Raw genomic sequence first — 22,007 nt, forward strand, 5'->3', positions numbered from 1 at the left:
ATCGCTCATAAGCACGGTGAATCATCGACGATCATTACCGTCAAGACTAAGTTAGCGCCTATGGGGCTTGACCCGAGGATCTACGCTGGCCTCGACTGGTAGCGGGCATGGATCCTCGGCTCAAGGCCGAGGATGACGGAGAGTGGGGTGAGCTTTGTGGCCAGTACAGCAACGTTAGAGGGAATCGGAGCGGAAGTGCGCCCCTCCCAAGCCTCGAGTTTGGACGCATCGAGACATCTGGTCGCGAAATTCTGAAATAGGGGTTCAGCCCCGCTGCAGGCTCGGACGGACGATCACATCGTCCAAACATTCATCACATAAATTGACCGAAGCAATCTAAAACTGTCGTTTCTCTGATAGGTCCGATGCAGCTAAGAGTGGTGCATCAGGAACCGCCCCCATGCCATCCACCTTTTCCTTGATCCTACGCGACAACAGGATCCGCATCCCAACCGTGACACTCGTCGCGCTCGCCTTTACCTATGCTTCGACCGCGCCCTATCAGTCGATCATCGGGATCAACGAACTCGGCTTGAGCAATGGCGCCTATTCGGCGTTGGTGTTCTTCTCGGCGATCGTCAACGTGACGACGAGCCTGACGCTCGGCATCTGGTCGGACAGGCTGAAGGAGCGCCGGCCGCTGGTGCTGGGGCTTTCCGTCGCCGGCATGCTCGGCTTCGGATCGATCGCGATCATTCATAGCCCCGTTGTCTTCATCTTCTCCACGCTGTTGCTGGTGCCGATGAGCAATTCCACCTATTCGCTGCTGTTTGCCAGCCTACGCGCCAGGACCAACCAGATGGACCGCGGCCAGGGTGCGGCGATCACCGCAACGGTGCGGGCGCTTTTTTCCGGCTCATGGGCGCTGGCGCCGGGGTTGATCGGCCTCTATCTCGTCAGTTCACCGTCGATGACGCCGGCCTATGGGATCGCGGCATTGGCAAGCTGCACCTGCTTCTGCCTGTATTTCTTCTTCGCACCCGGAAATGGCTCAGGCGGCCCTGCCCCCAATCCAGTCGGCTTCCTTGCTTCGCTGAAACGGATTTTCGTGCCGCATGTGCTGTCGCGCGTCATCGTCATGGCGATGCTATTCGGGCTGCAGCGGCTAAACTCCATGCTCCTGCCACTGATCATCATCCATGCCGCCGGCGGCACCGTGGTCGATGTCGGCTTCATGGCCGGCTTGACGGCCTTGCTCGAGATGCCGTTCATGATGATGTGGGGTTTTGCGCAGCGCCGCTTCCGAAGCGCGCATGTGCTTGCCTTCGGCGCGCTGATCTATTGCGTCTATCTGCTGCTGCTCGGCTTTGCTTCCGCACCCTGGCACGTCTATGCACTGCTCCTCTTCAATGCCTGCGGGGCGGCAGCGATCCTCAGCGTGCCGATCACCTATCTGCAGGACCTGATCGCGGACCGGCCGGGGCTTGGAACCTCGCTGATCTCGCTGAACACGTTCATTGGGGTTGGCATCAGCGCCGGTCTCTTCGCCTTCGGCACGGCGATCACCGATTATTCCGGCACCGCCTTCGTCGGCGCGGCCGCGGGTCTCGCATCGATCGGAGTGCTGCTCTATCTCGAAAGCAGCAGGCGGCAGGCGCGACAGCCGGCGTGATACGCGACGTTCCGATCGACAGGCTTCAACCTGGCATGATGCGGTAGGCGCAGCGGCGGGCGCCGGCGAGGATATGTTCGCTGCGCTCGACCTTAGCACCGAGGACGGCGCGAAAGGTTTCGAGTTCGGAGCGGCAGAAGCCGGCACAGGCAGTAGCGGCGGCGCAGATCGGGCAGTGGTTTTCGACCAGCATGAAGGATCCGTCCGCTTGCCTCCAGTGATCGGCCATATAGCCCTCGCGGGTGCGGATGCCGGCAAGGCCTTCGATGCGCGAGGCAAGGTCATGCGCCCCGCTGAGTTCCTGCCGATAGCGCTGCAGCGTCTCGGCCTCGCGGGCGGAGATGACCGTATCGAGGGCTGCGGCCCCGAGCTGTTCGACGAGCGTGCCAAAGAGATTTGCCGTCAGCTCGGCATGGCCATCCGGGAACTGGCGGTTGCCGCTGGCCGTGAGGTGCCAGAGCTGGCGCGGCCGGCCCCTGCCCACGCCGGCAACGGTGACTGGTTCCACCAGCCCCTCCTCCGCCATTTTCGACAGCTGCTGGCGGGCGGCCTCGCCCGATATGCCGAGCGCATCGCCGATCGCAGCGGCGAGCTGCGGCCCGTCGGTCTTTATCAGGATCAAGATCCGGTTGGCTGGGGACTGGCGCATATTTTCCAAGTCAAGTCTTGTTTTAATCGAGGTGGCATGCAATTTTCCAATTTATAACTTGGAAAATAATCCTTCGCCAGCAAAAATCTCGGGGTCCTCCCATGTCGAATATCGACCAGACAGCAACCATCCCCAGCGCCAGCTCCATCTTCCGCCTCTTCCTGCCCGAGCATCTGCCGGCAACATTGATGCTGGCCGGCGGCGTGACGCTCTATGCGGTGGAGAGCTACATCATGGCGACGATCGCGCCTTCGATCGTGCGCGATATCGGCGGGCTCGCGCTGTTTTCCTGGGTCACCAGCCTGTTCGTCGCCGCTGCCGTACTCGGCTCGATCTTCGTCGCCATGCGGCCGCGCGGCATCGGGCTTCGATCCGTCTACGTGATCGCGGCGCTGGTCTTTGGCGTCGGCAGCCTGATTGCCGCAGCCGCACCATCGATGCCGGTCGTGCTGATCGGACGCGCGGTGCAGGGTCTGGGAACTGGCGCACTTGCAGCACTCGGCTATGCCTTCATCCGCTTCGTCTATCCCGAGCCGCTATGGCCGAAGGCATCGACGCTCTATGCGGCAATCTGGGGGGTCTCGACCGTCATCGGGCCGACGCTCGGCGGCTTCTTTTCTTCGGGCCACGCCTGGCGCTACGCTTTCATCGTGCTGGTGCCGCTCGGGCTGCTGATGGCATTCCTGGCGCCACGGCTTCTGCCCGAGGTCGAGGACGACCGCGAGCAGGAGAAGACCCCGGTTGCCCAGATCGGACTGCTGCTTGCGGCCGTGCTGATGGTCAGTGCGGCCGGCGCGATCGAGACGACAGCCACGAAGGTCGCGCTGATCGCGGCTTCGGTCGTCGCGGTCGCCGGCATGATCTTCATCGAGGGCAGAAGCCCGAACCGCCTGCTGCCCTCCGGCGCCGTCAGCCTTTCCCAGCCGATTTCACGGGTCTATCTGGCGATGCTTGCCATGACTGTCGTTCTCGTCAGTGACGTCTTCATTCCCTATTTCCTGCAGACCCTGCACGGGGTGCCAGCGATCGTCTCGGGCTATCTCGTGGCGCTCGTCGCCCTCGGCTGGACCTTCGCGGCCTTCCTCAGCGGCTCGTGGGCCGGCGGCCGAGCCTATTGGGCAATCGCCCTTGGCGCCCTCATCCAGGCGGCGGCGACTGCTTGCCTCGCCGTCTTCCTCGCCAAGGACAATCCCGATGGGCATATGCTGATCATCGTGTCGGCGGCGATCGGCATGTTCATGATGGGCTTCGGCATCGGTCTCGGCTGGGCGCATCTCGTCGCCATGGTTTTGAGGCTCGTCGCCGACAACGAGAAAGACAAGGCTTCTGCCGCGATCCCGACAATGAGTTCGCTCGGTGGGGCGTTCGGGGCCGCCTTTGCCGGCGTGATCGCGAATGGCGCCGGCCTCGTTCATCCCGGCGGCATACCAGGCGCGCTGTCGGCGGCGCACTGGCTCTATCTGCTGATGGCGCTGCCCGGTGTTCTCGCGGTCGCGGTGTCGCTAACGCTCAGACGCGCAGCATGATCTTGCCGACATGGCTGCCGTCTTCCAGCAGCCGGTGGGCTTCGACGACCTCGTCGAAGGCAAAGACCTTGTGGATGACGGGGCCGACGGTGCCGGCTTCCAGCAGCGGCCAGACTTCCGAGAGCAGATCGTCGCGGATGGCGCGTTTTTCTTCCGCCGTGCGCGGCCGCATGGTCGAGCCGGTGACCGTCAGGCGCTTGACCATGATCGGCGAGAGATTGACCTTTTCGGCGACAGCGCCGCCGAGGAAGGCGATGATCGACAGGCAGCCGTCCCTCGCCAGCGAGGCGATGTTGCGCTCGAAATAGGAGGCGCCGATCATGTCGAGGATGATATCGACGCCGTGGCCGGTCTCGGCCTTGATCACCTCGGCGAAGTCCTCGGTTCTGTAATTGATCGCGCGTTTGGCGCCGAGCCTCTCGCAGGCCTCGCATTTCTCCTTCGAACCCGCCGTTGCGTAGACCTCGGCGCCGAAGGCACGGGCGAGCTGGATCGCCGTCGTGCCGATGCCGCTGGAGCCGCCATGGATCAGCACCGTTTCGCCTTCCGTCAGCCCGGCCATCTGGAAGAGATTGGCCCAGACGGTGAAGAAGGTCTCAGGCAAAGCTGCCGCCTTTACCGCGTCATAGGCCTTGGGAAAGGGCAGGATCTGGCCTGCCGGCAGCAGGCAATATTCGGCATAGGCGCCGCCATTGGCGAGGCCGCAGACCTTGTCGCCGACGCCATAGCCGCTGACGCCCGGGCCGACGGCGACAATTTCGCCCGACAACTCCAGGCCGAGGATCGGGCTCGCATCCTTGGGCGGGGGATAGCTGCCCTGGCGCTGGGCAATATCGGGGCGGTTGACGCCGATCGCCTCGGCCCGCACCAGAACCTGCCCGTCTCCAGGTATCGGAAGCGGGCGCCTGCCGATCGTCATCACCTCCGGCCCGCCGAAGGACGGCAGATTGACGAAACGCATATCCTGAGGCAATGGCATGACCGGCTCCTCCCTGGAGCAGTTCAGCTTTTGGTGGAAGTGCGCGGAACCGCTCTGGCTTTTTGTCTAAAACACAGGAAGTAAATCAGCCCCGCAGGCTTGGGAAGACTTGATGTGGCAGAGGCGTCAATTCGCCTCGCCCAGCAGGTGGAAGACCAGGCCTTCCTCGCTGTCTTTGGCGGCCGACTTGATGATGGCGATTTCGGCGCTGACGCGGTTGATATCGTCGATGACGAGGCCTTCCGGCAGTTCGATGACCCCGATCGAGCAGCGCATCAGCGGGAACAAAGCTTCGGCGCCGGTGCGGTCGTGACCGAGGATGCGGCCGGCGGCGCGATCCTCGTCGGAATAGAAATCCCGCACATCGTCGTGGAAATCGCTGATCAGCCGGTCGAGGATCTCCGTCAGCTCTTCCTTGGTCCAGCCGACGACACCGATGAAGAAATCGTCGCCGCCGACATGGCCGAGGAAATGGCGCTCGGCGAAGAAATAGCGGCGCATCAGCGCGGCAAACAGCGAGATCGCATGGTCACCGAGATGGAAGCCATAGGCATCGTTGAACGGCTTGAAATTGTCGAAGTCGCAATAGCAGAAGTGGCGGAGCGCATCGCCGTCACGGCCGGACTGACGCATGAAATCGCGGATGGCGCGATTGCCCGGCAGGCCGGTCAGCGGGTTCTGGTCCTGCGCGGTCTTCAGCTGTTTCTCGTTGATGACCTTGATCAGCGAGGCGGCGGAGACGACGCCGGCATAACGCATATTGTCGGTCAGGATCAGGCAGTTGCTGCCTTCCATATTGGCGAAGATCGCCATCAGCTGCTCGGCGTCGCTGTCGAGGCCGACGATCGGCGCCATCTCGACGAAATGCGAGATGCTGCGCTCGTACATCTTGTTCTTCAGGAGATCGCGGCCGAAGGGCTGGTAGATATATTCCTTGAGGTGATGCTCGTGAATGATGCCGCGCGGCTCGTCATTGGCGTTCAGGACGGGAAAGAAGGCCTGGCGCGGATTACGCCGGAAGAGTTCGAAGACGCTGTCGATGCTGTCATTCTCGTAGACCGTCGGCAGCAGCTCGATCTGTTTGCGAATGAGGATTTCGTCGAGCGACTGGCTGCCCCGCTTGCTCTTGCCGAGCTCCTGCAGATGCGGGAAGGACGGCGCCAGCTCTGAGATATGCGTGGTCGGGCGGGAGATAAACCAGCCCTGGACGAGGTCGACGCCATATTCGCGGCAGGTGATGAATTCGGCCTCGGTCTCGATGCCTTCGGCGATGACGCGCGTGCCGAGCACATGGGCGATGTTGACGATGCTCTTCAACAGATGGCGCTTGCGCGGGCTGCGGTCGATCTCGGCGACGAAATGGCGGTCGATCTTGAGATAATCGACGGCATAGTCGCAGAGTAGCTTCATCTCGCCGTGACCGACGCCGAAATCGTCGATCGCCAGCTTGAAACCGGCCTTGCGCAGCCTGGAAACGAGGCCGGAAAATTCCGGCACGCTGGTATTGTCGAAACGCTCGGAGAATTCGAAGCAGACGGAAGACGGCGGAATATTGGCCTTGCGCAGATGCTGCAGCAGGCTCTCGGCCAGGTGTTCGCCATGCGGGATGAGCCGGACATCGAGATTGAGGAACAGCGTGGACGTGGAGAAATTCGACAGCGTCGCGAATTTGGCAAGCGCGCGGCTGGCGACCATCTGTTCGAGCTGCAGCAGCTGGCCGGCCTGGTGAGCCTCGTCGAGGATGTCTAGGGGCGTATCATAGCCGATGCGTTCCTGGCCGCGCATCAGGGATTCATAGCCGAAAACCGTGCCGGTGCCGGCCTCGACGATCGGCTGGAAGGCATTCTCGACCACGAGCTTGGCAAGGGTGCGATCTGATCGCTGGCGTAGCGGCGCAGGACATCCGGCGCGACGGTGGCAGCCAAGGACATGCTGGTCTTCATTGTGGGCCGATCTCCACTGTGACTTGTTCTTTTTCGTCCGGAACATGCCGCAGAAGGATCAATGAACTCTTTCGCCAGTGTGAAAGTTTTATGAAACGCGCAAGAGCATCCTGCGCGTTCCGCGTTTATTCAATTTTTCCAATGCAATCAAATGCTTGTTCAGGCGGAGCGACGGCGCTCCGCTTCGTGATCGGCGAACATGTCGGCGACGCATCTGCCGCCGGATGGAGCGCCGTCGTCGAGAACATCGTCCCGGAACTCATTGAGCTTGCGGTTGGTATCCCACAGGCGCAGCGCCTCGCGGACGACCTCGCTGCTCGAGGCATAACCGCCATTGTCAACGGCGGCGCGGATGCCCGCTGCCTGTTGCGGAGAGATGGAAACGGTGACCATCGGCATGAACTTCCTCCCTTTTCTGATCAGGCAGAACCCTGCCTCTGGGGGACGCATGACCATTTTCAGCATTCTCGGCGATCTCGCCGGTGCCTTGGTGCATTCGCACATAGGACCGTCCGCGTGCGCTGGGATCGGCCCATAACCCCTTAAGTCTAATCCCCTGTCATAGTCTTGTCAAAAAAGAACGGCCGCTCTCCACAATCTCAACTGCGGATGCCGAGGGCGAAGGCGATCATCGTCGAGCCCTGGACGATGAGATCGGCCGCCAGGAATAGGCCGAGGATCCACAGGCTGTTCACCGGCCAGCCGAGCGCGATGACGAAACCCGCAAGGGCGGTGATGACGCCGCTTGCGACTATCCAACGCCAGCCCTTGGTGGGCTTCATGCGCATGCCGACCCAGGTGCGGAAGACGCCGGCGATGACCAGTGCGAGCGAGAGAAACAGCGTCAACGCCGCCGAGGTCAGGATCGGATTGACAAAGGCGCAGATGCCGGCAAGCACATAGAGCAGGCCGCTCAATATCCAGAACAGCACATGATCCCAGCCGCGCACCTGGAAGGCATGGACGAGATAGATCACGCCGCCGAACAGCATCAGCATGCCGACATAATAGACCGAGACGACAGTGGCGAGCATCAGATTGCCGAGCGCGATCAGACCGCAGACGAGCAGCAGCACGCCGAGGCCGGCGAACCAGACCCATTTCGACTGCAACGAAGATGTCGGTGTTCCCTCGAAGACATCGGCCATGATCCACCTCCTGAGATTCCGAATATGTTGCAGCAATTCGGCAGGGAAAGATCTGCGCCCGGTCAAATCGCGAAAGATTTTTATTGATTGATCAGTCAATCAAAAATAACCTGCCGCTGATTTCAAGGAGTGGTTTGTTGCCGAAGGTCGGAATGGAGCCGGTGCGCCGCAAGGCGCTTGTCGATGCAGCGCTGCGGGTGATCGGCGATCACGGCTCGCTTGCCGTCACCATGTCCGACATCGCCCGGCAGGCCGGCGTGTCGCCAGCCCTGGCGCATCATTATTTCGGCAGCAAGGAGCAATTGCTGATCGAGACCATACGCTCGCTTCTAAGACAATTGCGCAACGATACGGTGACGGCGCTTGCGGCCGCCAGGACGCCGCGCGCCCGGCTTTCGGCCGTCATCCGCGTCAGCTTCCACGCCGATCAGTTCGCGCCGGAGACGATTGCCGCCTGGCTTGCCTTTTATGCCGAAGCGCAGCGCTCGGAAGAGACGCGGCGCTTTCTGGTGATCTATGCGCGGCGGCTGCGCTCCAATCTGCTGGCCGACCTCAAGGCCCTGTTGCCAGCTGACGCCGCAGAACGCATCGCCGAAGGCGCAGCGGCGATGATTGACGGGCTCTATATCAGGCAAAGTCTGAAATCCGCGCCGATCGGCATTGAAGCCTCGATCGCGCTGACGGAAGATTATCTGAATGCGCTTTTGGCCACCGCCTCCCCCTCTCCCGGAGGGAGAAGGAACGACCACATCGAACCACCCAAGGACAAATGACATGAAAGCCCAGCCGAAAGCCTCGCACTTCATCGACGGCGAATATGTCGAGGATACAGACGGCACCGTCATCGAGAGCCTCTATCCCGCGACTGGCGAGGTGATCGCCCGGCTGCATGCTGCAACGCCCGCGATCGTCGAACGGGCGATCGCCGCGGCCAAACGCGCCCAGCCGGAATGGGCGGCGATGAGCCCGATGGCGCGCGGGCGCATCCTGAAGCGGGCAGCCGACATCATGCGCGAGAGAAACCGGGCGCTTTCCGAACTCGAGACGCTCGACACCGGCAAGCCGATCCAGGAGACTGTTGTCGCCGACCCGACCTCGGGTGCGGATGCCTTCGAATTCTTCGGCGGCATCGCGCCGGCCGGTCTCAACGGTTCGCAGATCCCGCTCGGCCAGGACTTTGCCTATACCAAGCGCGTGCCGCTCGGCGTCTGCGTCGGCATCGGCGCCTGGAACTATCCGCAGCAGATCGCCTGCTGGAAAGCTGCGCCGGCGCTTGTCTGCGGCAATGCCATGGTGTTCAAACCGTCCGAGAACACACCGCTCGGGGCGCTGAAGATCGCCGAGATCCTGCACGAGGCGGGCCTGCCGAAGGGGCTTTTCAATGTGATCCAGGGCGACCGCGACACCGGGCCGCTGCTGGTCAACCATCCTGATGTCGCCAAGGTGTCGCTGACCGGCTCGGTGCCGACCGGCCGCAGGGTCGCGGCGGCTGCCGCCGGCAACCTCAAGCACGTGACGATGGAGCTCGGCGGCAAGTCGCCGCTTGTTGTATTCGACGACGCCGATCTCGATTCCGCGGTCGGCGGCGCGATGCTCGGCAATTTCTATTCGACCGGCCAAGTCTGCTCGAATGGCACGCGCGTCTTCGTGCAGAAGGCGATCAAGGACGAATTTCTCAAGCGGCTGAAGGTCCGCACCGAGGCGATGCTGATCGGCGACCCGATGGACGAGGCGACGCAGGTGGGCCCGATGGTCTCCTGGGCGCAGCGCGAGAAGGTGATCTCCTACATCGAGAAGGGCAAGGCCGAGGGCGCAACACTGATTGCCGGCGGCGGCATTCCGAACAACGTCTCCGGCGAGGGTTATTATGTGCAGCCGACGGTGTTTGCCGATGTCACCGACGACATGACCATCGCCCGCGAGGAGATCTTCGGCCCGGTCATGTCAGTGCTCGATTTCGAAGCCGAGGACGAGGTGATCGCGCGCGCCAATGCCAGCGAATTCGGCCTTTCCGCCGGCGTCTTCACCGCCGACCTCACCCGCGCCCACCGCGTCGTCGACCGGTTGGAGGCGGGCACGCTCTGGATCAACACCTACAATCTCTGCCCGGTGGAAATCCCCTTCGGCGGCTCGAAACAATCCGGCTTCGGCCGCGAGAATTCGCTGGCCGCGCTGGAGCATTATTCCGAGCTGAAGACGGTCTATGTCGGCATGGGGCCCGTCGTGGCGCCTTATTGAGGAAGTGAAGACCCCTCCCCAACCCCTCCCCACAAGGGGGAGGGGCTAGCCTGCGGCACCGTCGCACTTCGACCGCACCCGCCGTTGCGTTGATCGCGTGGCGAGGCGGCGCGGCAGGTTAAGCCCCTCCCCCTTGTGGGTAGGGGTTTGGGGCGGGGTCTTTGGCACCGTTGCAAAAGAATCTAAGGGAACGTCATGCAACAAGCAGATTTCGTCATCATCGGCTCGGGCTCCGCCGGCTCCGCCCTCGCCTACCGCTTGTCGGAAGACGGCAAGAACAGTGTCATCGTCATCGAGGCGGGCGGCAGCGATTTCGGGCCGTTCATCCAGATGCCGGCAGCGCTTGCCTGGCCGATGAGCATGAAGCGGTATAACTGGGGTTATCTGTCCGAGCCGGAGGCGAACCTCAACAACCGGCGCATCACCGCGCCGCGCGGCAAGGTGATCGGCGGCTCCTCCTCGATCAACGGCATGGTCTATGTGCGCGGTCATGCCGAGGACTTCAACCGCTGGGAGGAGCTCGGCGCCAGCGGCTGGGCCTATGCCGACGTGCTTCCCTATTACAAGCGGATGGAGCATTCGCATGGCGGCGAAGAAGGCTGGCGCGGCACGGACGGGCCGCTGCATGTCCAGCGCGGCGGCTTCACCAACCCGCTGTTTCGCGCCTTCGTCGAGGCCGGCAAACAGGCGGGTTTCGAGACGACGGAGGATTATAACGGCAGCAAGCAGGAAGGCTTCGGGCTGATGGAGCAGACCATCTTCGGCGGCCGCCGCTGGTCTGCCGCCAATGCCTATCTGAAGCCGGCGCTGAAGCGGGACAATGTCAGGATCGTCTACGGCTTTGCGCAGAAGATCGTGATCGAGGACGGACGGGCGACCGGCGTCGAGATCGAACGCAACGGCAGAACAGAGGTGGTGAAGGCAAACCGCGAGGTGATCGTCTCTGCCTCCTCCTTCAATTCACCCAAGCTCTTGATGCTGTCGGGCATCGGTCCCGGAGAACACCTGCAGGATATGGGCATTGCGGTGAAGGCCGACCGGCCGGGCGTCGGCGCCAATCTGCAGGACCATATGGAATTCTACTTCCAGCAGGTGAGCACCAAGCCGGTGTCGCTCTATTCCTGGCTGCCGTGGTTCTGGCAGGGGGTGGCCGGCGCGCAATGGCTGCTCTCGCGCGGTGGGCTCGGCGCTTCCAACCAGTTCGAAGCATGCGCCTTCCTGCGCTCGGCGCCGGGGCTGAAGCAGCCCGACATCCAGTATCACTTCCTGCCAGTGGCGATCAGCTATGACGGCAAGGCGGCGGCGAAGAGCCACGGCTTCCAGGTTCATGTCGGCTACAACCTGTCGAAATCGCGCGGCAGCGTGAGCTTACGCTCGGCCGACCCCAAGGCCGATCCGGTGCTGCGCTTCAACTATATGAGCCATGCCGAGGATTGGGAGAAATTCCGCCACTGCGTGCGCCTCACCCGCGAAATCTTCGGGCAGAGCGCCTTCAACGACTATCGCGGGCCGGAGATCCAGCCGGGCGAAGGCGTGCAAAGCGACGAGGAGATCGACGCCTTCCTGCGCGAACATCTGGAAAGCGCCTATCACCCTTGCGGCACCTGCCGGATGGGCGCCAAGGACGATCCGATGGCGGTGGTCGATCCGCAAACGCGGGTGATCGGCATCGAGGCCTTGCGTGTCGCCGACAGCTCGATCTTCCCGCACGTCACCTATGGCAACCTGAACGGACCGTCGATCATGACCGGAGAGAAGGCGGCCGACCATATCCTCGGCAGACAGCCGTTGGCGCGCTCGAACCAGGAACCCTGGGTCAACCCGCGCGCGGCCGTCAGCGACAGATAGTCAGTGGTAATCTTCTTCGCGCTGGTGACGGACGGCGAGGACAATGACGCTGGTTTCGCTCATCAGTTTGAAAAGAATGACATATCCGGCTGAACCGAATGGTACGACTAGCTCGCGCAGCAAAGGATCATCCGCAGAGGCGCGTCTGGCCATAAGCGGGAAATCCTGAAGTATCATCAGAGCTTTCTGGATGGCGTTGATGGCACGTTCCGCCAAATCCGGATCACGTTCGATCAGAAAATCGGCGAGCCGGTCCAGATCTTCATGGAAGGTCTGGGTGTACTTTAGCTCGAAGGTCATTTCTGCTGTGCAGCTTTACGGGCTTTCGCCTTTTCAAGCTTTTTGCGCATCAACTCCTGAATGTCGTCCGTTGTATAAAACACACCGGTCCGCTCTGCGTCCGCCAAACCAGCCAGACCCCGCGCGATGAACTCCGCTTGGGTCTTTCTGTAATCGATCTGGCGGCGAAGAGAGTCCTCTATCAGCGACGACAAGCTCTCGCCTTCTTTGAGAACGCTTTCGGCGGCAGCGCGCAATTCAGGATCTACGCGAAGGGACGGGAGAGATGCCGTTTTCATGACGTTCCTCATGCGTTGCAATTGCAATGCAATATGATGGACCATCGTGTTATATTCAACTCCCCTGGAGAAAATCGGGAGCGATCACATCAGAGAAATCCGATCCAGCGTCCCGCCACAAGTGCGGCGATCCATGTCGCCGCCGACAGAGCCGCCGAAACTCTTATGGCAGGGTGTAGAATGCCGACCGTGGTTGCCGTTCGCCAGCCCTGCCCAGCGTGTACCACCAGCACGTTGAGTAATCCGAAGGCAATCAGCCCGAGCTTGGCGAGGAAGGCGGGATTGGCGGCGTATTCGACCGCCCGGACGCTGAAGAGGCAGAAGCCGGTGACAATAGCCGCGGTAAGGCCGACGCCGGCGCAGCGTGACAGAAACGGCGCGACGATCTCGACCGGCAGCTTGCGGAAGAAGCCGGCGAGCCTCAGATCGAACGGCAGGATGGCGCCGATGAGAAGGCCGATCGCCAGGATATGGGCTGCGTTGACGAACATGTAGAGCGTGCCGGAGCGCCGGAGCGCGACCGCAGGTGTCGTTGCCGACAGCCATTCGAGTATGTCGATCACAGCTCGGTTCGCCCAGAGGTCAGTTCGTCTTGATGCGGTCGGGATAGATGTCGTAGCGCTTTTCGCCAATGGTGAGACGCACCGCCTTCAGCCGCTTCTCTTTTGGATCCTGCGAACGGTTTCCAAGGACCACTACCTGGTCGCCGGGCTTGGCCACACCTTCGACGAAGCCGGAGCGTTCCGTCTGGCGCGGATTGCCGAGCTCGACGAGCCAGGCGCCGTCATCGGCGGTGGCGATATCGAGCGTTGGATGCGGTCCGCCCATGGAGATCTTCTCGATGGTGCCGCGCAGTTCGATCTGATCCGCCTCGGCCCAGGACCAGCCGTGATGGGCCATTGCGCCTGTGGCGAAAGCCACAGACAGCATGACCGCGGCAACTAGAGTCTTTCCGTTTTTCTTCGAATCACGGAAATGCTCTATCTTTTTGTTTTCACGCAATTCCGGACGCAAAACCGCTATGCACTTTTGCTGGAATTGCTCTATCCGCCGTGCTGAAATTACAGACATGATGTCCTCCCTACTGCATACTTCCTCAAATCGGAGCCGATTTGAGGAAGTATGCAGCAATTCAAAGTGTTACAGCGTCCTTTGCGCGTCTAAAGACGCGCGGCGCTGTAGACGCATGGACAGGCAGGTGGAGCATCAAGGCTGGAAGAAAAGGGATTTCACCAAATCTTGAAGAAAGATGCGGGCGTCAGTTCACCCTGATGCTCAGGCCAGCAGACGGGTGACTTCGGCGCTGTGCGTTGGGGCGACGGCATCGGCGATGGTCGTCGAGAACAGCACCTTGCGGGTGGCGTCCGCCACCTTGGCGAAGACGTGGCGGATCTGGCAGTTCTGTTCGCCGTCGCAATCGTCGCACCTTCGATAGGCGGTGATCGACAGGCATGGAAGCGGAGCGAGCGGGCCGTCGATGATGCGCAGGATCTCGCCGAAGGTGATGGTGTGTGCGGGCTTCAACAGGAGATAACCGCCCTGCTTGCCGCGACGGCTGGCGACGACACCATGATGTTTCAGGTCGAGCAGGATCTGTTCGAGGAACTTCTTGGGGATCTTCTGCTGCGCCGCGATATCGGAAATCATCACCGGTTCGTCGGCATCGGCATCAGCCAAGACCGTGAGCGCCCGCAGCGCATATTTCGCCTTTTGCGTAATCATTTTTGACCATCGACACACACAGGCAGTGCGAATCTCCGCACTGCTACGGAAGTACTTTCACCTCTATGGCACAACCAGCATGAACGGAATTTGAACGCGCCGGAGAAAGCCTTGAGAGACAAGCGTTTTGGCCTTGTTTTTCGCCCTCGGCCAAGCTCTCTTAATCTATGCTAAAACCGCGCCTTCTGCACCATTTTCGGCATCACTTCAGATTTCGGATTGACAGGCTGCGTGTAACTCTACTATTTCTATAGACATTCGAGCTGCCGATGTGGATTTTCATCCGCATGCGGCTGCTTTTCTGCATTGCGGTAGCTTCTGAGAGATATTTGCTCCTCCGGCCGCAGCTTTCGAAATCCCTTTTTCTGTCCGATCCATGCGTGAACTGCGATACTCCCGTCAACAAAGGACAGGATTCTCATGACTGCTATCAATGCGATTGCGGAAGAAGGGCCGATTGCGGAAGCCGAGGCGCTGAATGACAGACTGGCAGGCCTCGATCTTGCCGGACGTCTGTCGCTGGTCTCCGGCCTTGGCGGCCGCGTGGTGTTCACGACGTCACTCGGCATCGAGGACCAGGTGATCACCGCCGAGATCGGCACGCACCGCCTGCCGATCGATATCGCCACGCTGCAGACCGGCCGGCTGTTTGCCGAGACGCTGTCGCTGATCGAAGAGACAGAAAGCCAGTACGATATCCATATCCATCGCTTCGAGCCCGAGAAGGCCGATATCGACGCCTATGCGGCGCAATATGGCCTCAACGGTTTCTACGAGAGCGTCGAAGCCCGGCATGCCTGTTGCGGCGTGCGCAAGCTGAAGCCGCTTGCGCGTGCCCTGGAAGGCGCTGCGATCTGGATCACCGGCCTGCGCCGCGGCCAATCGGCCAACCGCGCCGAAACACCCTTTGCCGAATATGACGCCGAACGCCACCTGTTGAAGGTCAATCCGCTTGCCGACTGGGACCTGGAGGCGATCAAGGCCTTCGTTTCCACAAACGGCGTGCCGGTCAATCCGCTGCATCAGCGCGGCTATCCCTCGATCGGCTGCGAACCCTGCACGCGGGCGATCAAGCCCGGCGAGCCGGAACGCGCCGGCCGCTGGTGGTGGGAGCAGGACGAAACGCGCGAATGCGGCCTGCATGTCGCCGAAGAGGCCGCAGCGATCGCCGCACAGTAAATCACCCCACGGCTTTCCCAATCAGGGCGCGGCGACCGCCGCAGCCTTGGGAAAACCAACATCAAGGAATTGCTTTGCGGGCACCCGCAAACGACCGATAGCCTGGAGTAAGACATGCCCGATAGCCGTCCGGATACGGAACTCAGCAATCCGCAGAGCGCCAAGGCGCCGCTCGACCCGCATCTGAAAGCGCTGGAAAACGAATCCATCCACATCTTCCGCGAGGTTGCAGCCGAATTCGAGCGTCCCGTCATGCTCTATTCGATCGGCAAGGACTCCTCGGTGCTGCTGCATCTGGCGCGCAAGGCCTTCTATCCCGGCCGTGTGCCCTTCCCGCTTCTGCATGTGAATACCGGCTGGAAGTTTTCCGAGATGATCGCCTTCCGCGACGACACCGCGAAGAAGTATGATCTCGATCTGATCGAGCACATCAATCCGCGCGGCAAAGCCGAAAACATCACGCCGTTTACCCATGGATCGGCTGCTTTCACCGACATCATGAAGACCGAAGGCCTGCGTCAGGCGCTCGATGCCGGCCAGTTCGATGCCGCTTTCGGCGGCGCGCGGCGCGATGAGGAAGCCAGCCGCGCCAAGGAGCGCATCTATTCCTTCCGTACGCCCGATCATCGCTGGGATCCACGCAACCAACGGCCGGAACTCTGGAACATCTATAACGGCATGATCCGCAAGGGCGAGAGCGTGCGCGCCTTCCCGCTGTCGAACTGGACCGAAGTCGATATCTGGCGCTACATCCAGGCCGAGGACATTCCGCTGGTGCCGCTGTATTACGCCAAGAAGCGACCCTTCGTGGAGCGCGACGGCATGATGATCCTGGCCGAGGATCCGCGCCTGGAACTGCTGCCCGGCGAAATCCGCCAGGAAGGCATGATCCGTTTCCGCACCCTCGGCGACTTCCCGCTGACCGGCGCCATCCGCTCACAGGCCACCACCCTCGAAGAGGTGATTGCCGAACTCGAAATTGCAACGGTGTCCGAACGCCAGGGCCGCGCCATCGATCGCGACCAGTCCGGCTCCATGGAAAAGAAGAAGCGTGAAGGATATTTCTGAGATGGCCGCAGCCCAAACCGCCGTCTCGGCCGCCACCGTCGTCAGCCTGCCCGCAGCCGAGCCGCTCAAGGCTCAGCGTGATACCAGGCCGCTGCGCCTCATCACCTGCGGCAGCGTCGATGACGGCAAGTCGACCCTGATCGGCCGCCTGCTCTGGGACACTAAGGCGGTCAAGGAAGACCAGGCCGCCACCCTGCAGCGCGATTCCACCGGCAAGCAGAACGATCTCGGCCTGCCTGACTTCGCGCTGCTGCTCGACGGCCTGCAGGCCGAGCGCGAACAGGGCATCACCATCGATGTCGCCTATCGCTATTTCTCGACCGACAAGCGCTCCTTCATCGTCGCCGACACGCCCGGCCATGAGCAATATACCCGCAACATGGCGACCGGCGCCTCGACCGCCGATCTCGCCATCCTGCTGGTCGATGCGCGCTTCGGCATTCTCGAGCAGACGCGCCGTCACGCGACGATCGCCTCGCTGCTGGGGATCAAGCAGTTCGTGCTTGCCGTCAACAAGATCGACCTGACGGGCTACGACCGCGCCGGCTTCGACAAGATCAGCCATGACTTCCGCGAATTTGCCCTGTCGCTCGGCGTCAAGCAGATCACCGCCATTCCGATGTCGGCGCTGAAGGGCGAAAACGTCGTCTATTCCGGCCAGGCCGCCATGCCCTGGTATACCGGCCCGTCGCTGGTGGAGACGCTGGAGCTTGCCACCGTGCGCTCGTCGCAGACGGTCGGCTTCCGCCTTTCCGTCCAGCGCGTCTCGCGTCCCGGCGAAAGCTTCCGCGGCTATCAGGGCACGGTTGCCGGCGGCTCGGTCAAGCCGGGCGACAGCGTCATGATCCTGCCGTCCGGCATGGTCGCCAACGTCTCGAAGATCGTCACCTTCGATCTCGTCCGCAATGCCGCCGTTGCCGGCGACGCGATCACGCTGGTGCTCGACCGCCAGGTGGATGTGGCGCGCGGCGATATGATCGTCTCGATCGACGCCCAGCCGCAGGTCGGCCTTGCCTTCGACGCGCAGATCGTTGCCTTGCAGCCTGAGGGTATCGAGCCCGGAAAGCGCTATTGGCTGAAGAGCGGCAGCCGCCGTCAGCGCGTTCAGGTGCAGCCGCTCAGCCAGCTGGAACTGAAGACCGGCACATGGAACGCCGCCCAGCGGCTCTACATGAACGCCATCGGCAAAGTCCGGCTGGTCTTCGACGAAGCGGCGATCTTCGACCCCTATGAGCAGAACCGGCTTTCCGGCTCCTTCATCCTGATCGATCCGGAGACCAACAACACGGTCGCCGGCGGCATGGTGACCGGCAAGCGCACCGAACTCGGCGGCCTGCACAATGGCGAAGCCCGCGTCATCCTCTCGCTTCCGGCCGATCTTGCCGAGCAGATCATGGCAAGCGAACTCTTCGCCAGCCGCAGCCACGAGGCCGAGGTGCGGCGCATGACGGCCGCCGAAGCGGCCGACCTCTGGTCGAGCGCTGCAAGCGATATCTGACAATGGATAAGGGGTAAGGGGCCGGCAAGACTGGCCCCTCACCGAGGCCGAACCCGTTGGCTGTGGGTCGGCGGATACCCTGTCGAGCGGCAAAGAACCGATCAGAAGCTGAGACTTTGCGATAGGGGCTTTCCGCTACGCGGCCCCCCGCTGCTTGAACGCAAAATTGGCAGGTCTCCCCGTTCAATTTTCTGTGTTGGCCTCTACGGCCGCCAAAAAAAACCAGAGTTTGCAGAAAACGGACTTTTCCAATTCACGATTCGCTGTTTACCGCTTGCCCGCGGGCCAATGTGGGGCCATTCTTAGATCGGATCCTGGCGGTGCGGTAAGACGAGAGGTCAGGCCTTGCAACGCTCAATCTCGACCTCGAAGTACGTGGCGCCTTTTCTCGACTGATCCCCGAGCGAGGAGGTTGTCCATGTCCACGCCCTATGTCGACCATCCGCTGCAACCGGGCGACCGGGTCCCGAACGTTGTGTTTGATGCGATCTCGCACGAGGGGAAGATCGCACTTGATGATTTTCGTGGCCGCAGCCCATTGTTGATCGGTTTGTTTCGAGGCCTGCATTGTCCGTTCTGCCGGCGCCATGTCGCGGCCATGGCATATCTCAACCCGATGCTGCGTGAGAAAGGCGTCCAATCCCTGGCGGTGGTAAACACCCCGGTCGAACGCGCAAGACTCTATTTCCGTTACCACCCGATACCCGATCTTCTTGCTGCTTCCGACCCGGTACGGGCTTCGCACCAAGCCTTCGGCCTACGCGAGGTGGGGATCGACACGGCCATGGCGATAGTGATCGATCTTCCGGGCGAGTTGCCCGAGCCTATGGGCGTGATGGCAATGGACGAATTTCTCAACAACAAGGAAGGATATCAGGTTACGGAAGCAGATCAGCAGATGATGACTGCCGACCACGGGCAGCTTGTCGGTCAGTTCCTAATCGACCGGGAGGGCATCGTACGCTGGAGCTTCACCGAAGTTCTGGAGGCTGGGCTCCAGACATTCCAGGCACCGAATTCCGAGGAATTGATGTCGGTAGCTTCCCAAGTCGTACATTAACAACGAAAACTCGATCGACGCGCAGCCACAGGTCGGCCTTGCCGGTGCGGTGCATGACGCCGCTGAGGCGGCCGACCTCTGGTCGAGCGCTGCAACCGATATCTAACTAGGGATAAAGGATAAGGGGCCTGCAAGACTGGCCCGTCACCGAAATGCGGGATCACCGAACCCGCTGGCTACAGGGACTGGTCAGAACCTGAGACTTTGCGATGAGGGCTCCGCATCCGCTCCGGCCTGAAGCGGTCAGATGGCATTCCTCTAGACTTCGGCATCCGCGATCTACATTTGAGCTTCTGTGAGCCTGAAATTATATCAGCTCTCAGCCCATTCGCATCGCCCACCCTCACCATTTGCGGTTCGGGCCTGCGCTTCACCCCCCACCGCAATTTCACCGCGCAAGCGGGAGGAGTTTCCATGGCCAATGCCCAATGCGCCTGCGGCGCTCTGAGACTGATGCTTAGCGAACCACCACAATTGACAGCTCTCTGTCACTGTTTGGCTTGCCAGCGCAGAACGGGTGCGCCGTTCAGCGCAAATGCTTTCTACTCGATGGGCTGTGTCGAAATATCTGGAACGTCTACAGAATTCATTCGCACTGCCGAGAGCGGTCGCAAGGTCCGCATGCATTTTTGCCCAACTTGCGGCTCGACCGTCTATTGGAAGGCCGATGCTGCGCCGTCCTGGATCGGCGTGGCGGTCGGTTCCCTTTCCGACCCGGCCTTCGCGCCACCTGCCCTATCAGTCTTCGAGCAATCGAAACATCATTGGGTGCAGCTTGACGAAGCGGTAGAGCACTTTCAAGGTTCGGTGTCCGGGTGACCGACCAGACAAGTTCCTTATGGCGCATTCCGTCCTCTCTCGGCCGAAAGCGGTGCCCGGCGCAGAGGGCGATGTCCGGCAGAATAGGCTTTGGCTTGGCTTAATCGTCTTTTCCCGAAGCGATCTCATTTCAGGGCTGCGCGCGTCCGCTTCCGGCCCTTGCGGACCTTGAAGGGTATCGGTTTATTTTTATAGCTTAGGCGTCAGCATCTCAAACCGGTCCCTAATGGTGGAGCAGGTGTCGCCGCCAAGACGGGCGATGGCATCAATTGCATCGGGATCGACCCGGAGCCGTTCATCGACCGCACCTTCGCGATAATGAGCATAGATAATCTCGCCCATGATGATCTGCCGTGACTTGCCGAGTTCAAGCGTGATGTGGCGGCGGCATTCGAACGATGCAGGAGCTTCGGCAATCCAGGGCGAAGCGACCTTCACACCCGGCATGGCCGTCAGTCCCGCCTCTTTAAGTTCATCGATGCCGCGAGGGTACTTCGCTGCGCAGGTATGCATGGCTTCCGCGATGGCCACGGAGACGATGTTGACGGTGAAGACCTCGGTCATTCGAATATTATGCCCGGTGTCCTTGAAGGACATGTCCGGATTGTTTTCGACACCCAGTGCCAGGATAGGCGGATCGGCCGACAGGCAATTGAAGAAGCTGAACGGTGCGGCATTGATACGGCCATCTTCATCGACGGTCGTGACGAGGGCTATCGGACGAGGAATGATCGTTCCGATCATCAGCTTGTAGCGTTCGCGGGCGGTGAGCGTGGTGAAGTCGAATGAAGTCACCCCGCTGTTTGCAGGGGCTTCAGCAATCTGTGCTGTCATTGTCAGAGACCTTTTATCCGAGCGGCATAGGGTGCCAGAAGATCGCGGATGTCGCGTTCCTGCCTTGCTTCGAGCATGGCTCTTCCTGCGACCGACGCGAGATGGTGGTCCATCAGCTCGTTGGCGCGCGAGGCATCACCGTTGACCAGCGCCTGGACGATTTGACGATGTTCGTCCACTCCGCAATCGGCCGAATGGGGTCGGCCGTACATGGCCAGGATCAACGAGCACCGCGATACCACTTCCGTGACATATCGGATGAGAAGCTGGTTCCCGGTCATCCGCGCAAGCAGCAAATGAAACGCGCCCGCAAGCCGGATCGACTCCCGATCATCGACGCCGGAAACGCTGTGTTCCTTCTCGATGAAGCAGTTCAGCGCGTCGATCTCGCCTGGTTTCAGCTTTCCGGCAAGCAGGCCGGTGACGGTGCATTCGAGGCCTCTGCGAACCATGAAGGTATCGAGAGCTTCCTCCAGCGATGGATTTGCGACGTAAGCGCCCTTGTTCGGTTTCAATTCAACCAATCCTTCCACGGCAAGGCGTCCCAGCGCCTCCCGTGCAATGGTGCGGCTGGTTCCGAACGTTTCCCCGATTGCATCTTCGGGCAGACGTGCGCCTGGCTGTAATTTCTGTTCCATGATCGCCTGGCGAAGAGCGTCCTGGACGGCTTCCGTTCGCGAGGTGGGTGCGGCTGTTCGAATTGCTGCAGTCCCGTCGTTGGCGGGTGGGCCTTTGCCCTTGGCGGTCGGGTCGTTCACCGAACGAGCCGTCCCACCGCTCTGTGCATTGCGAGTGATCATTTCCCTGCCTTCTTCATTTCCACCCACGTATTGAGAATATCCGTGGCTTCCCTATCCATGCTTTGCGCACTGGGCATCGAGCGTTCGTTGACCAACGCACCCGCGGCTTTGCGGACCTTGTCGACATCGATGGGATGCCGTTCTTTCTTCGTCAACCCCTCGAATGCTTTCCCGGCCTGATCCATCGAGGCCGCATAAAACAGGCGTGAAATGCCGGCGACCTCCATGGTTGCCACACACATCGCACAGGGTTCGCAGGAGGTGTACATATCGGCCCCGGTCAGGTCGACGCATTCCAACCGACGGCAGGCATCGCGCATTGCTTCGACTTCACCATGTGATGTCGGATCGAAGTTTGCCAGGGAGTGGTTCAAACCTTCCCCGACGATTTTTCCGTTCAGAACGACGACCGCACCGAAAGGCTCGGTACCGGGTTTCGTCAGCGCCTGGCGCGACAATTCCACGGCGCGTTGCATGAAGTCTTCATTGTAGGTCATTGGGTCTCC

22 protein-coding genes and 1 pseudogene are annotated in these 22,007 nt (G+C 61.2%); 10 read left to right on the forward strand and 13 right to left on the reverse strand.

Annotated elements, in window-relative coordinates:
- The first annotated feature begins 400 nt into the window (after positions 1-400).
- Positions 401-1,612, forward strand: a complete 1,212-nt coding sequence (locus A6U98_RS01550) for an MFS transporter (protein ID WP_064647456.1) — start codon at positions 401-403, stop codon at positions 1,610-1,612.
- A 25-nt stretch (positions 1,613-1,637) separates the two neighbouring features.
- Here A6U98_RS01550 and A6U98_RS01555 read toward each other — a convergent pair whose 3' ends face one another.
- Positions 1,638-2,261: a metalloregulator ArsR/SmtB family transcription factor gene (locus tag A6U98_RS01555; RefSeq protein ID WP_064647458.1), complete on the reverse strand. Its 624-nt coding sequence runs from the start codon at positions 2,259-2,261 to the stop codon at positions 1,638-1,640.
- Positions 2,262-2,362: 101 nt separating this feature from the next.
- Here A6U98_RS01555 and A6U98_RS01560 point away from each other — a divergent pair, with 101 nt between their 5' ends.
- Entirely contained in the window at positions 2,363-3,787 is a 1,425-nt protein-coding gene (locus A6U98_RS01560; protein WP_064647460.1) for an MFS transporter, read from the forward strand.
- Here the strand turns inward: A6U98_RS01560 and A6U98_RS01565 are convergent.
- From A6U98_RS01565 to A6U98_RS01580, 4 genes and pseudogenes are all read right to left on the reverse strand, one after another.
- The gene (locus tag A6U98_RS01565; protein WP_064647462.1) at positions 3,771-4,766 is read right to left on the reverse strand and encodes an NAD(P)H-quinone oxidoreductase; all 996 of its coding nucleotides are present in this window, start codon (positions 4,764-4,766) and stop codon (positions 3,771-3,773) included. The two genes, A6U98_RS01560 and A6U98_RS01565, sit on opposite strands and share 17 nt — an antisense overlap.
- A gap of 126 nt (positions 4,767-4,892) precedes the next feature.
- Positions 4,893-6,755, reverse strand: a pseudogene (locus A6U98_RS01570) (EAL domain-containing protein).
- 113 nt (positions 6,756-6,868) lie between these two features.
- The gene (locus A6U98_RS01575; RefSeq protein ID WP_064647464.1) at positions 6,869-7,108 is read right to left on the reverse strand and encodes a type II toxin-antitoxin system ParD family antitoxin; all 240 of its coding nucleotides are present in this window, start codon (positions 7,106-7,108) and stop codon (positions 6,869-6,871) included.
- 200 nt (positions 7,109-7,308) lie between these two features.
- Positions 7,309-7,857, reverse strand: a complete 549-nt coding sequence (locus A6U98_RS01580; RefSeq protein WP_064647466.1) for an HdeD family acid-resistance protein — start codon at positions 7,855-7,857, stop codon at positions 7,309-7,311.
- Positions 7,858-7,994: 137 nt separating this feature from the next.
- Here A6U98_RS01580 and betI point away from each other — a divergent pair, with 137 nt between their 5' ends.
- From betI to betA, 3 genes are all read left to right on the forward strand, one after another.
- Positions 7,995-8,630, forward strand: coding sequence for a transcriptional regulator BetI (betI, locus tag A6U98_RS01585; protein WP_197496324.1), 636 nt, complete (start codon positions 7,995-7,997; stop codon positions 8,628-8,630).
- Between the two features lies 1 nt (position 8,631).
- A complete protein-coding gene (gene betB, locus A6U98_RS01590; RefSeq protein WP_064647470.1) occupies positions 8,632-10,095 on the forward strand; it encodes a betaine-aldehyde dehydrogenase in 1,464 nt (487 codons plus the stop codon).
- A gap of 195 nt (positions 10,096-10,290) precedes the next feature.
- Positions 10,291-11,943, forward strand: a complete 1,653-nt coding sequence (gene betA / locus A6U98_RS01595) for a choline dehydrogenase (RefSeq protein ID WP_064647472.1) — start codon at positions 10,291-10,293, stop codon at positions 11,941-11,943.
- Here betA and A6U98_RS01600 read toward each other — a convergent pair whose 3' ends face one another.
- The 5 genes from A6U98_RS01600 to A6U98_RS01620 form a co-directional block, all read right to left on the reverse strand.
- On the reverse strand, positions 11,944-12,243 hold the full coding sequence (locus tag A6U98_RS01600; RefSeq protein ID WP_064647474.1) for a type II toxin-antitoxin system RelE/ParE family toxin: 300 nt from the start codon (positions 12,241-12,243) through the stop codon (positions 11,944-11,946).
- On the reverse strand, positions 12,240-12,521 hold the full coding sequence (locus tag A6U98_RS01605) for a YlcI/YnfO family protein (RefSeq protein ID WP_003546405.1): 282 nt from the start codon (positions 12,519-12,521) through the stop codon (positions 12,240-12,242). Before A6U98_RS01605 ends, A6U98_RS01600 begins: the two co-directional genes overlap by 4 nt.
- An 89-nt stretch (positions 12,522-12,610) precedes the next feature.
- Positions 12,611-13,084: a DUF6644 family protein gene (locus A6U98_RS01610; protein WP_064647476.1), complete on the reverse strand. Its 474-nt coding sequence runs from the start codon at positions 13,082-13,084 to the stop codon at positions 12,611-12,613.
- Between the two features lie 19 nt (positions 13,085-13,103).
- On the reverse strand, positions 13,104-13,451 hold the full coding sequence (locus A6U98_RS01615; protein WP_064647478.1) for a DUF6152 family protein: 348 nt from the start codon (positions 13,449-13,451) through the stop codon (positions 13,104-13,106).
- Between the two features lie 345 nt (positions 13,452-13,796).
- Positions 13,797-14,243: an Rrf2 family transcriptional regulator gene (locus A6U98_RS01620; protein ID WP_003557582.1), complete on the reverse strand. Its 447-nt coding sequence runs from the start codon at positions 14,241-14,243 to the stop codon at positions 13,797-13,799.
- A gap of 420 nt (positions 14,244-14,663) precedes the next feature.
- On the opposite strand from A6U98_RS01620, the gene A6U98_RS01625 reads away from it, so the two are divergent.
- From A6U98_RS01625 to A6U98_RS35425, 5 genes are all read left to right on the forward strand, one after another.
- Entirely contained in the window at positions 14,664-15,422 is a 759-nt protein-coding gene (locus A6U98_RS01625; protein WP_064647481.1) for a phosphoadenylyl-sulfate reductase, read from the forward strand.
- Positions 15,423-15,536: 114 nt separating this feature from the next.
- Positions 15,537-16,490 carry a sulfate adenylyltransferase subunit CysD gene (cysD, locus tag A6U98_RS01630; protein WP_064647483.1) on the forward strand — a complete coding sequence of 318 codons (954 nt, stop codon included), beginning with the start codon at positions 15,537-15,539 and terminating at the stop codon, positions 16,488-16,490.
- A 1-nt stretch (position 16,491) separates the two neighbouring features.
- A complete protein-coding gene (cysN, locus tag A6U98_RS01635; RefSeq protein ID WP_064647485.1) occupies positions 16,492-17,988 on the forward strand; it encodes a sulfate adenylyltransferase subunit CysN in 1,497 nt (498 codons plus the stop codon).
- Between the two features lie 418 nt (positions 17,989-18,406).
- Positions 18,407-19,048, forward strand: coding sequence for a peroxiredoxin-like family protein (locus tag A6U98_RS01640; RefSeq protein WP_064647487.1), 642 nt, complete (start codon positions 18,407-18,409; stop codon positions 19,046-19,048).
- Positions 19,049-19,462: 414 nt separating this feature from the next.
- Positions 19,463-19,867: a GFA family protein gene (locus A6U98_RS35425; RefSeq protein WP_082933828.1), complete on the forward strand. Its 405-nt coding sequence runs from the start codon at positions 19,463-19,465 to the stop codon at positions 19,865-19,867.
- A gap of 189 nt (positions 19,868-20,056) precedes the next feature.
- Here A6U98_RS35425 and A6U98_RS01645 read toward each other — a convergent pair whose 3' ends face one another.
- The 3 genes from A6U98_RS01645 to A6U98_RS01655 form a co-directional block, all read right to left on the reverse strand.
- Positions 20,057-20,611: a flavin reductase family protein gene (locus A6U98_RS01645; protein WP_156667805.1), complete on the reverse strand. Its 555-nt coding sequence runs from the start codon at positions 20,609-20,611 to the stop codon at positions 20,057-20,059.
- A 92-nt stretch (positions 20,612-20,703) separates the two neighbouring features.
- Positions 20,704-21,501 carry a GntR family transcriptional regulator gene (locus tag A6U98_RS01650; protein ID WP_082933829.1) on the reverse strand — a complete coding sequence of 266 codons (798 nt, stop codon included), beginning with the start codon at positions 21,499-21,501 and terminating at the stop codon, positions 20,704-20,706.
- Entirely contained in the window at positions 21,498-21,998 is a 501-nt protein-coding gene (locus A6U98_RS01655) for a nucleoside deaminase (protein WP_064647491.1), read from the reverse strand. Before A6U98_RS01655 ends, A6U98_RS01650 begins: the two co-directional genes overlap by 4 nt.
- Between the last annotated feature and the right edge of the window lie 9 nt (positions 21,999-22,007).

The sequence above is a fragment of the Rhizobium sp. WYCCWR10014 genome (assembly GCF_001657485.1).
Taxonomy (GTDB): Bacteria; Pseudomonadota; Alphaproteobacteria; order Rhizobiales; family Rhizobiaceae; genus Rhizobium.

Bases quoted from the DNA above. Each gene is read 5' to 3' on its own strand.
- A6U98_RS01550 (WP_064647456.1), top strand. From the start codon at position 401: ATGCCATCCACCTTTTCCTTGATCCTACGCGACAACAGGATCCGCATC.
- A6U98_RS01555 (WP_064647458.1), bottom strand. From the start codon at position 2,261: ATGCGCCAGTCCCCAGCCAACCGGATCTTGATCCTGATAAAGACCGAC.
- A6U98_RS01560 (WP_064647460.1), top strand. From the start codon at position 2,363: ATGTCGAATATCGACCAGACAGCAACCATCCCCAGCGCCAGCTCCATC.
- A6U98_RS01565 (WP_064647462.1), bottom strand. From the start codon at position 4,766: ATGCCATTGCCTCAGGATATGCGTTTCGTCAATCTGCCGTCCTTCGGC.
- A6U98_RS01575 (WP_064647464.1), bottom strand. From the start codon at position 7,108: ATGCCGATGGTCACCGTTTCCATCTCTCCGCAACAGGCAGCGGGCATC.
- A6U98_RS01580 (WP_064647466.1), bottom strand. From the start codon at position 7,857: ATGGCCGATGTCTTCGAGGGAACACCGACATCTTCGTTGCAGTCGAAA.
- betB (WP_064647470.1), top strand. From the start codon at position 8,632: ATGAAAGCCCAGCCGAAAGCCTCGCACTTCATCGACGGCGAATATGTC.
- betA (WP_064647472.1), top strand. From the start codon at position 10,291: ATGCAACAAGCAGATTTCGTCATCATCGGCTCGGGCTCCGCCGGCTCC.
- A6U98_RS01600 (WP_064647474.1), bottom strand. From the start codon at position 12,243: ATGACCTTCGAGCTAAAGTACACCCAGACCTTCCATGAAGATCTGGAC.
- A6U98_RS01605 (WP_003546405.1), bottom strand. From the start codon at position 12,521: ATGAAAACGGCATCTCTCCCGTCCCTTCGCGTAGATCCTGAATTGCGC.
- A6U98_RS01615 (WP_064647478.1), bottom strand. From the start codon at position 13,451: ATGCTGTCTGTGGCTTTCGCCACAGGCGCAATGGCCCATCACGGCTGG.
- A6U98_RS01620 (WP_003557582.1), bottom strand. From the start codon at position 14,243: ATGATTACGCAAAAGGCGAAATATGCGCTGCGGGCGCTCACGGTCTTG.
- A6U98_RS01625 (WP_064647481.1), top strand. From the start codon at position 14,664: ATGACTGCTATCAATGCGATTGCGGAAGAAGGGCCGATTGCGGAAGCC.
- cysD (WP_064647483.1), top strand. From the start codon at position 15,537: ATGCCCGATAGCCGTCCGGATACGGAACTCAGCAATCCGCAGAGCGCC.
- cysN (WP_064647485.1), top strand. From the start codon at position 16,492: ATGGCCGCAGCCCAAACCGCCGTCTCGGCCGCCACCGTCGTCAGCCTG.
- A6U98_RS01640 (WP_064647487.1), top strand. From the start codon at position 18,407: ATGTCCACGCCCTATGTCGACCATCCGCTGCAACCGGGCGACCGGGTC.
- A6U98_RS35425 (WP_082933828.1), top strand. From the start codon at position 19,463: ATGGCCAATGCCCAATGCGCCTGCGGCGCTCTGAGACTGATGCTTAGC.
- A6U98_RS01645 (WP_156667805.1), bottom strand. From the start codon at position 20,611: ATGATCGGAACGATCATTCCTCGTCCGATAGCCCTCGTCACGACCGTC.
- A6U98_RS01650 (WP_082933829.1), bottom strand. From the start codon at position 21,501: ATGATCACTCGCAATGCACAGAGCGGTGGGACGGCTCGTTCGGTGAAC.
- A6U98_RS01655 (WP_064647491.1), bottom strand. From the start codon at position 21,998: ATGACCTACAATGAAGACTTCATGCAACGCGCCGTGGAATTGTCGCGC.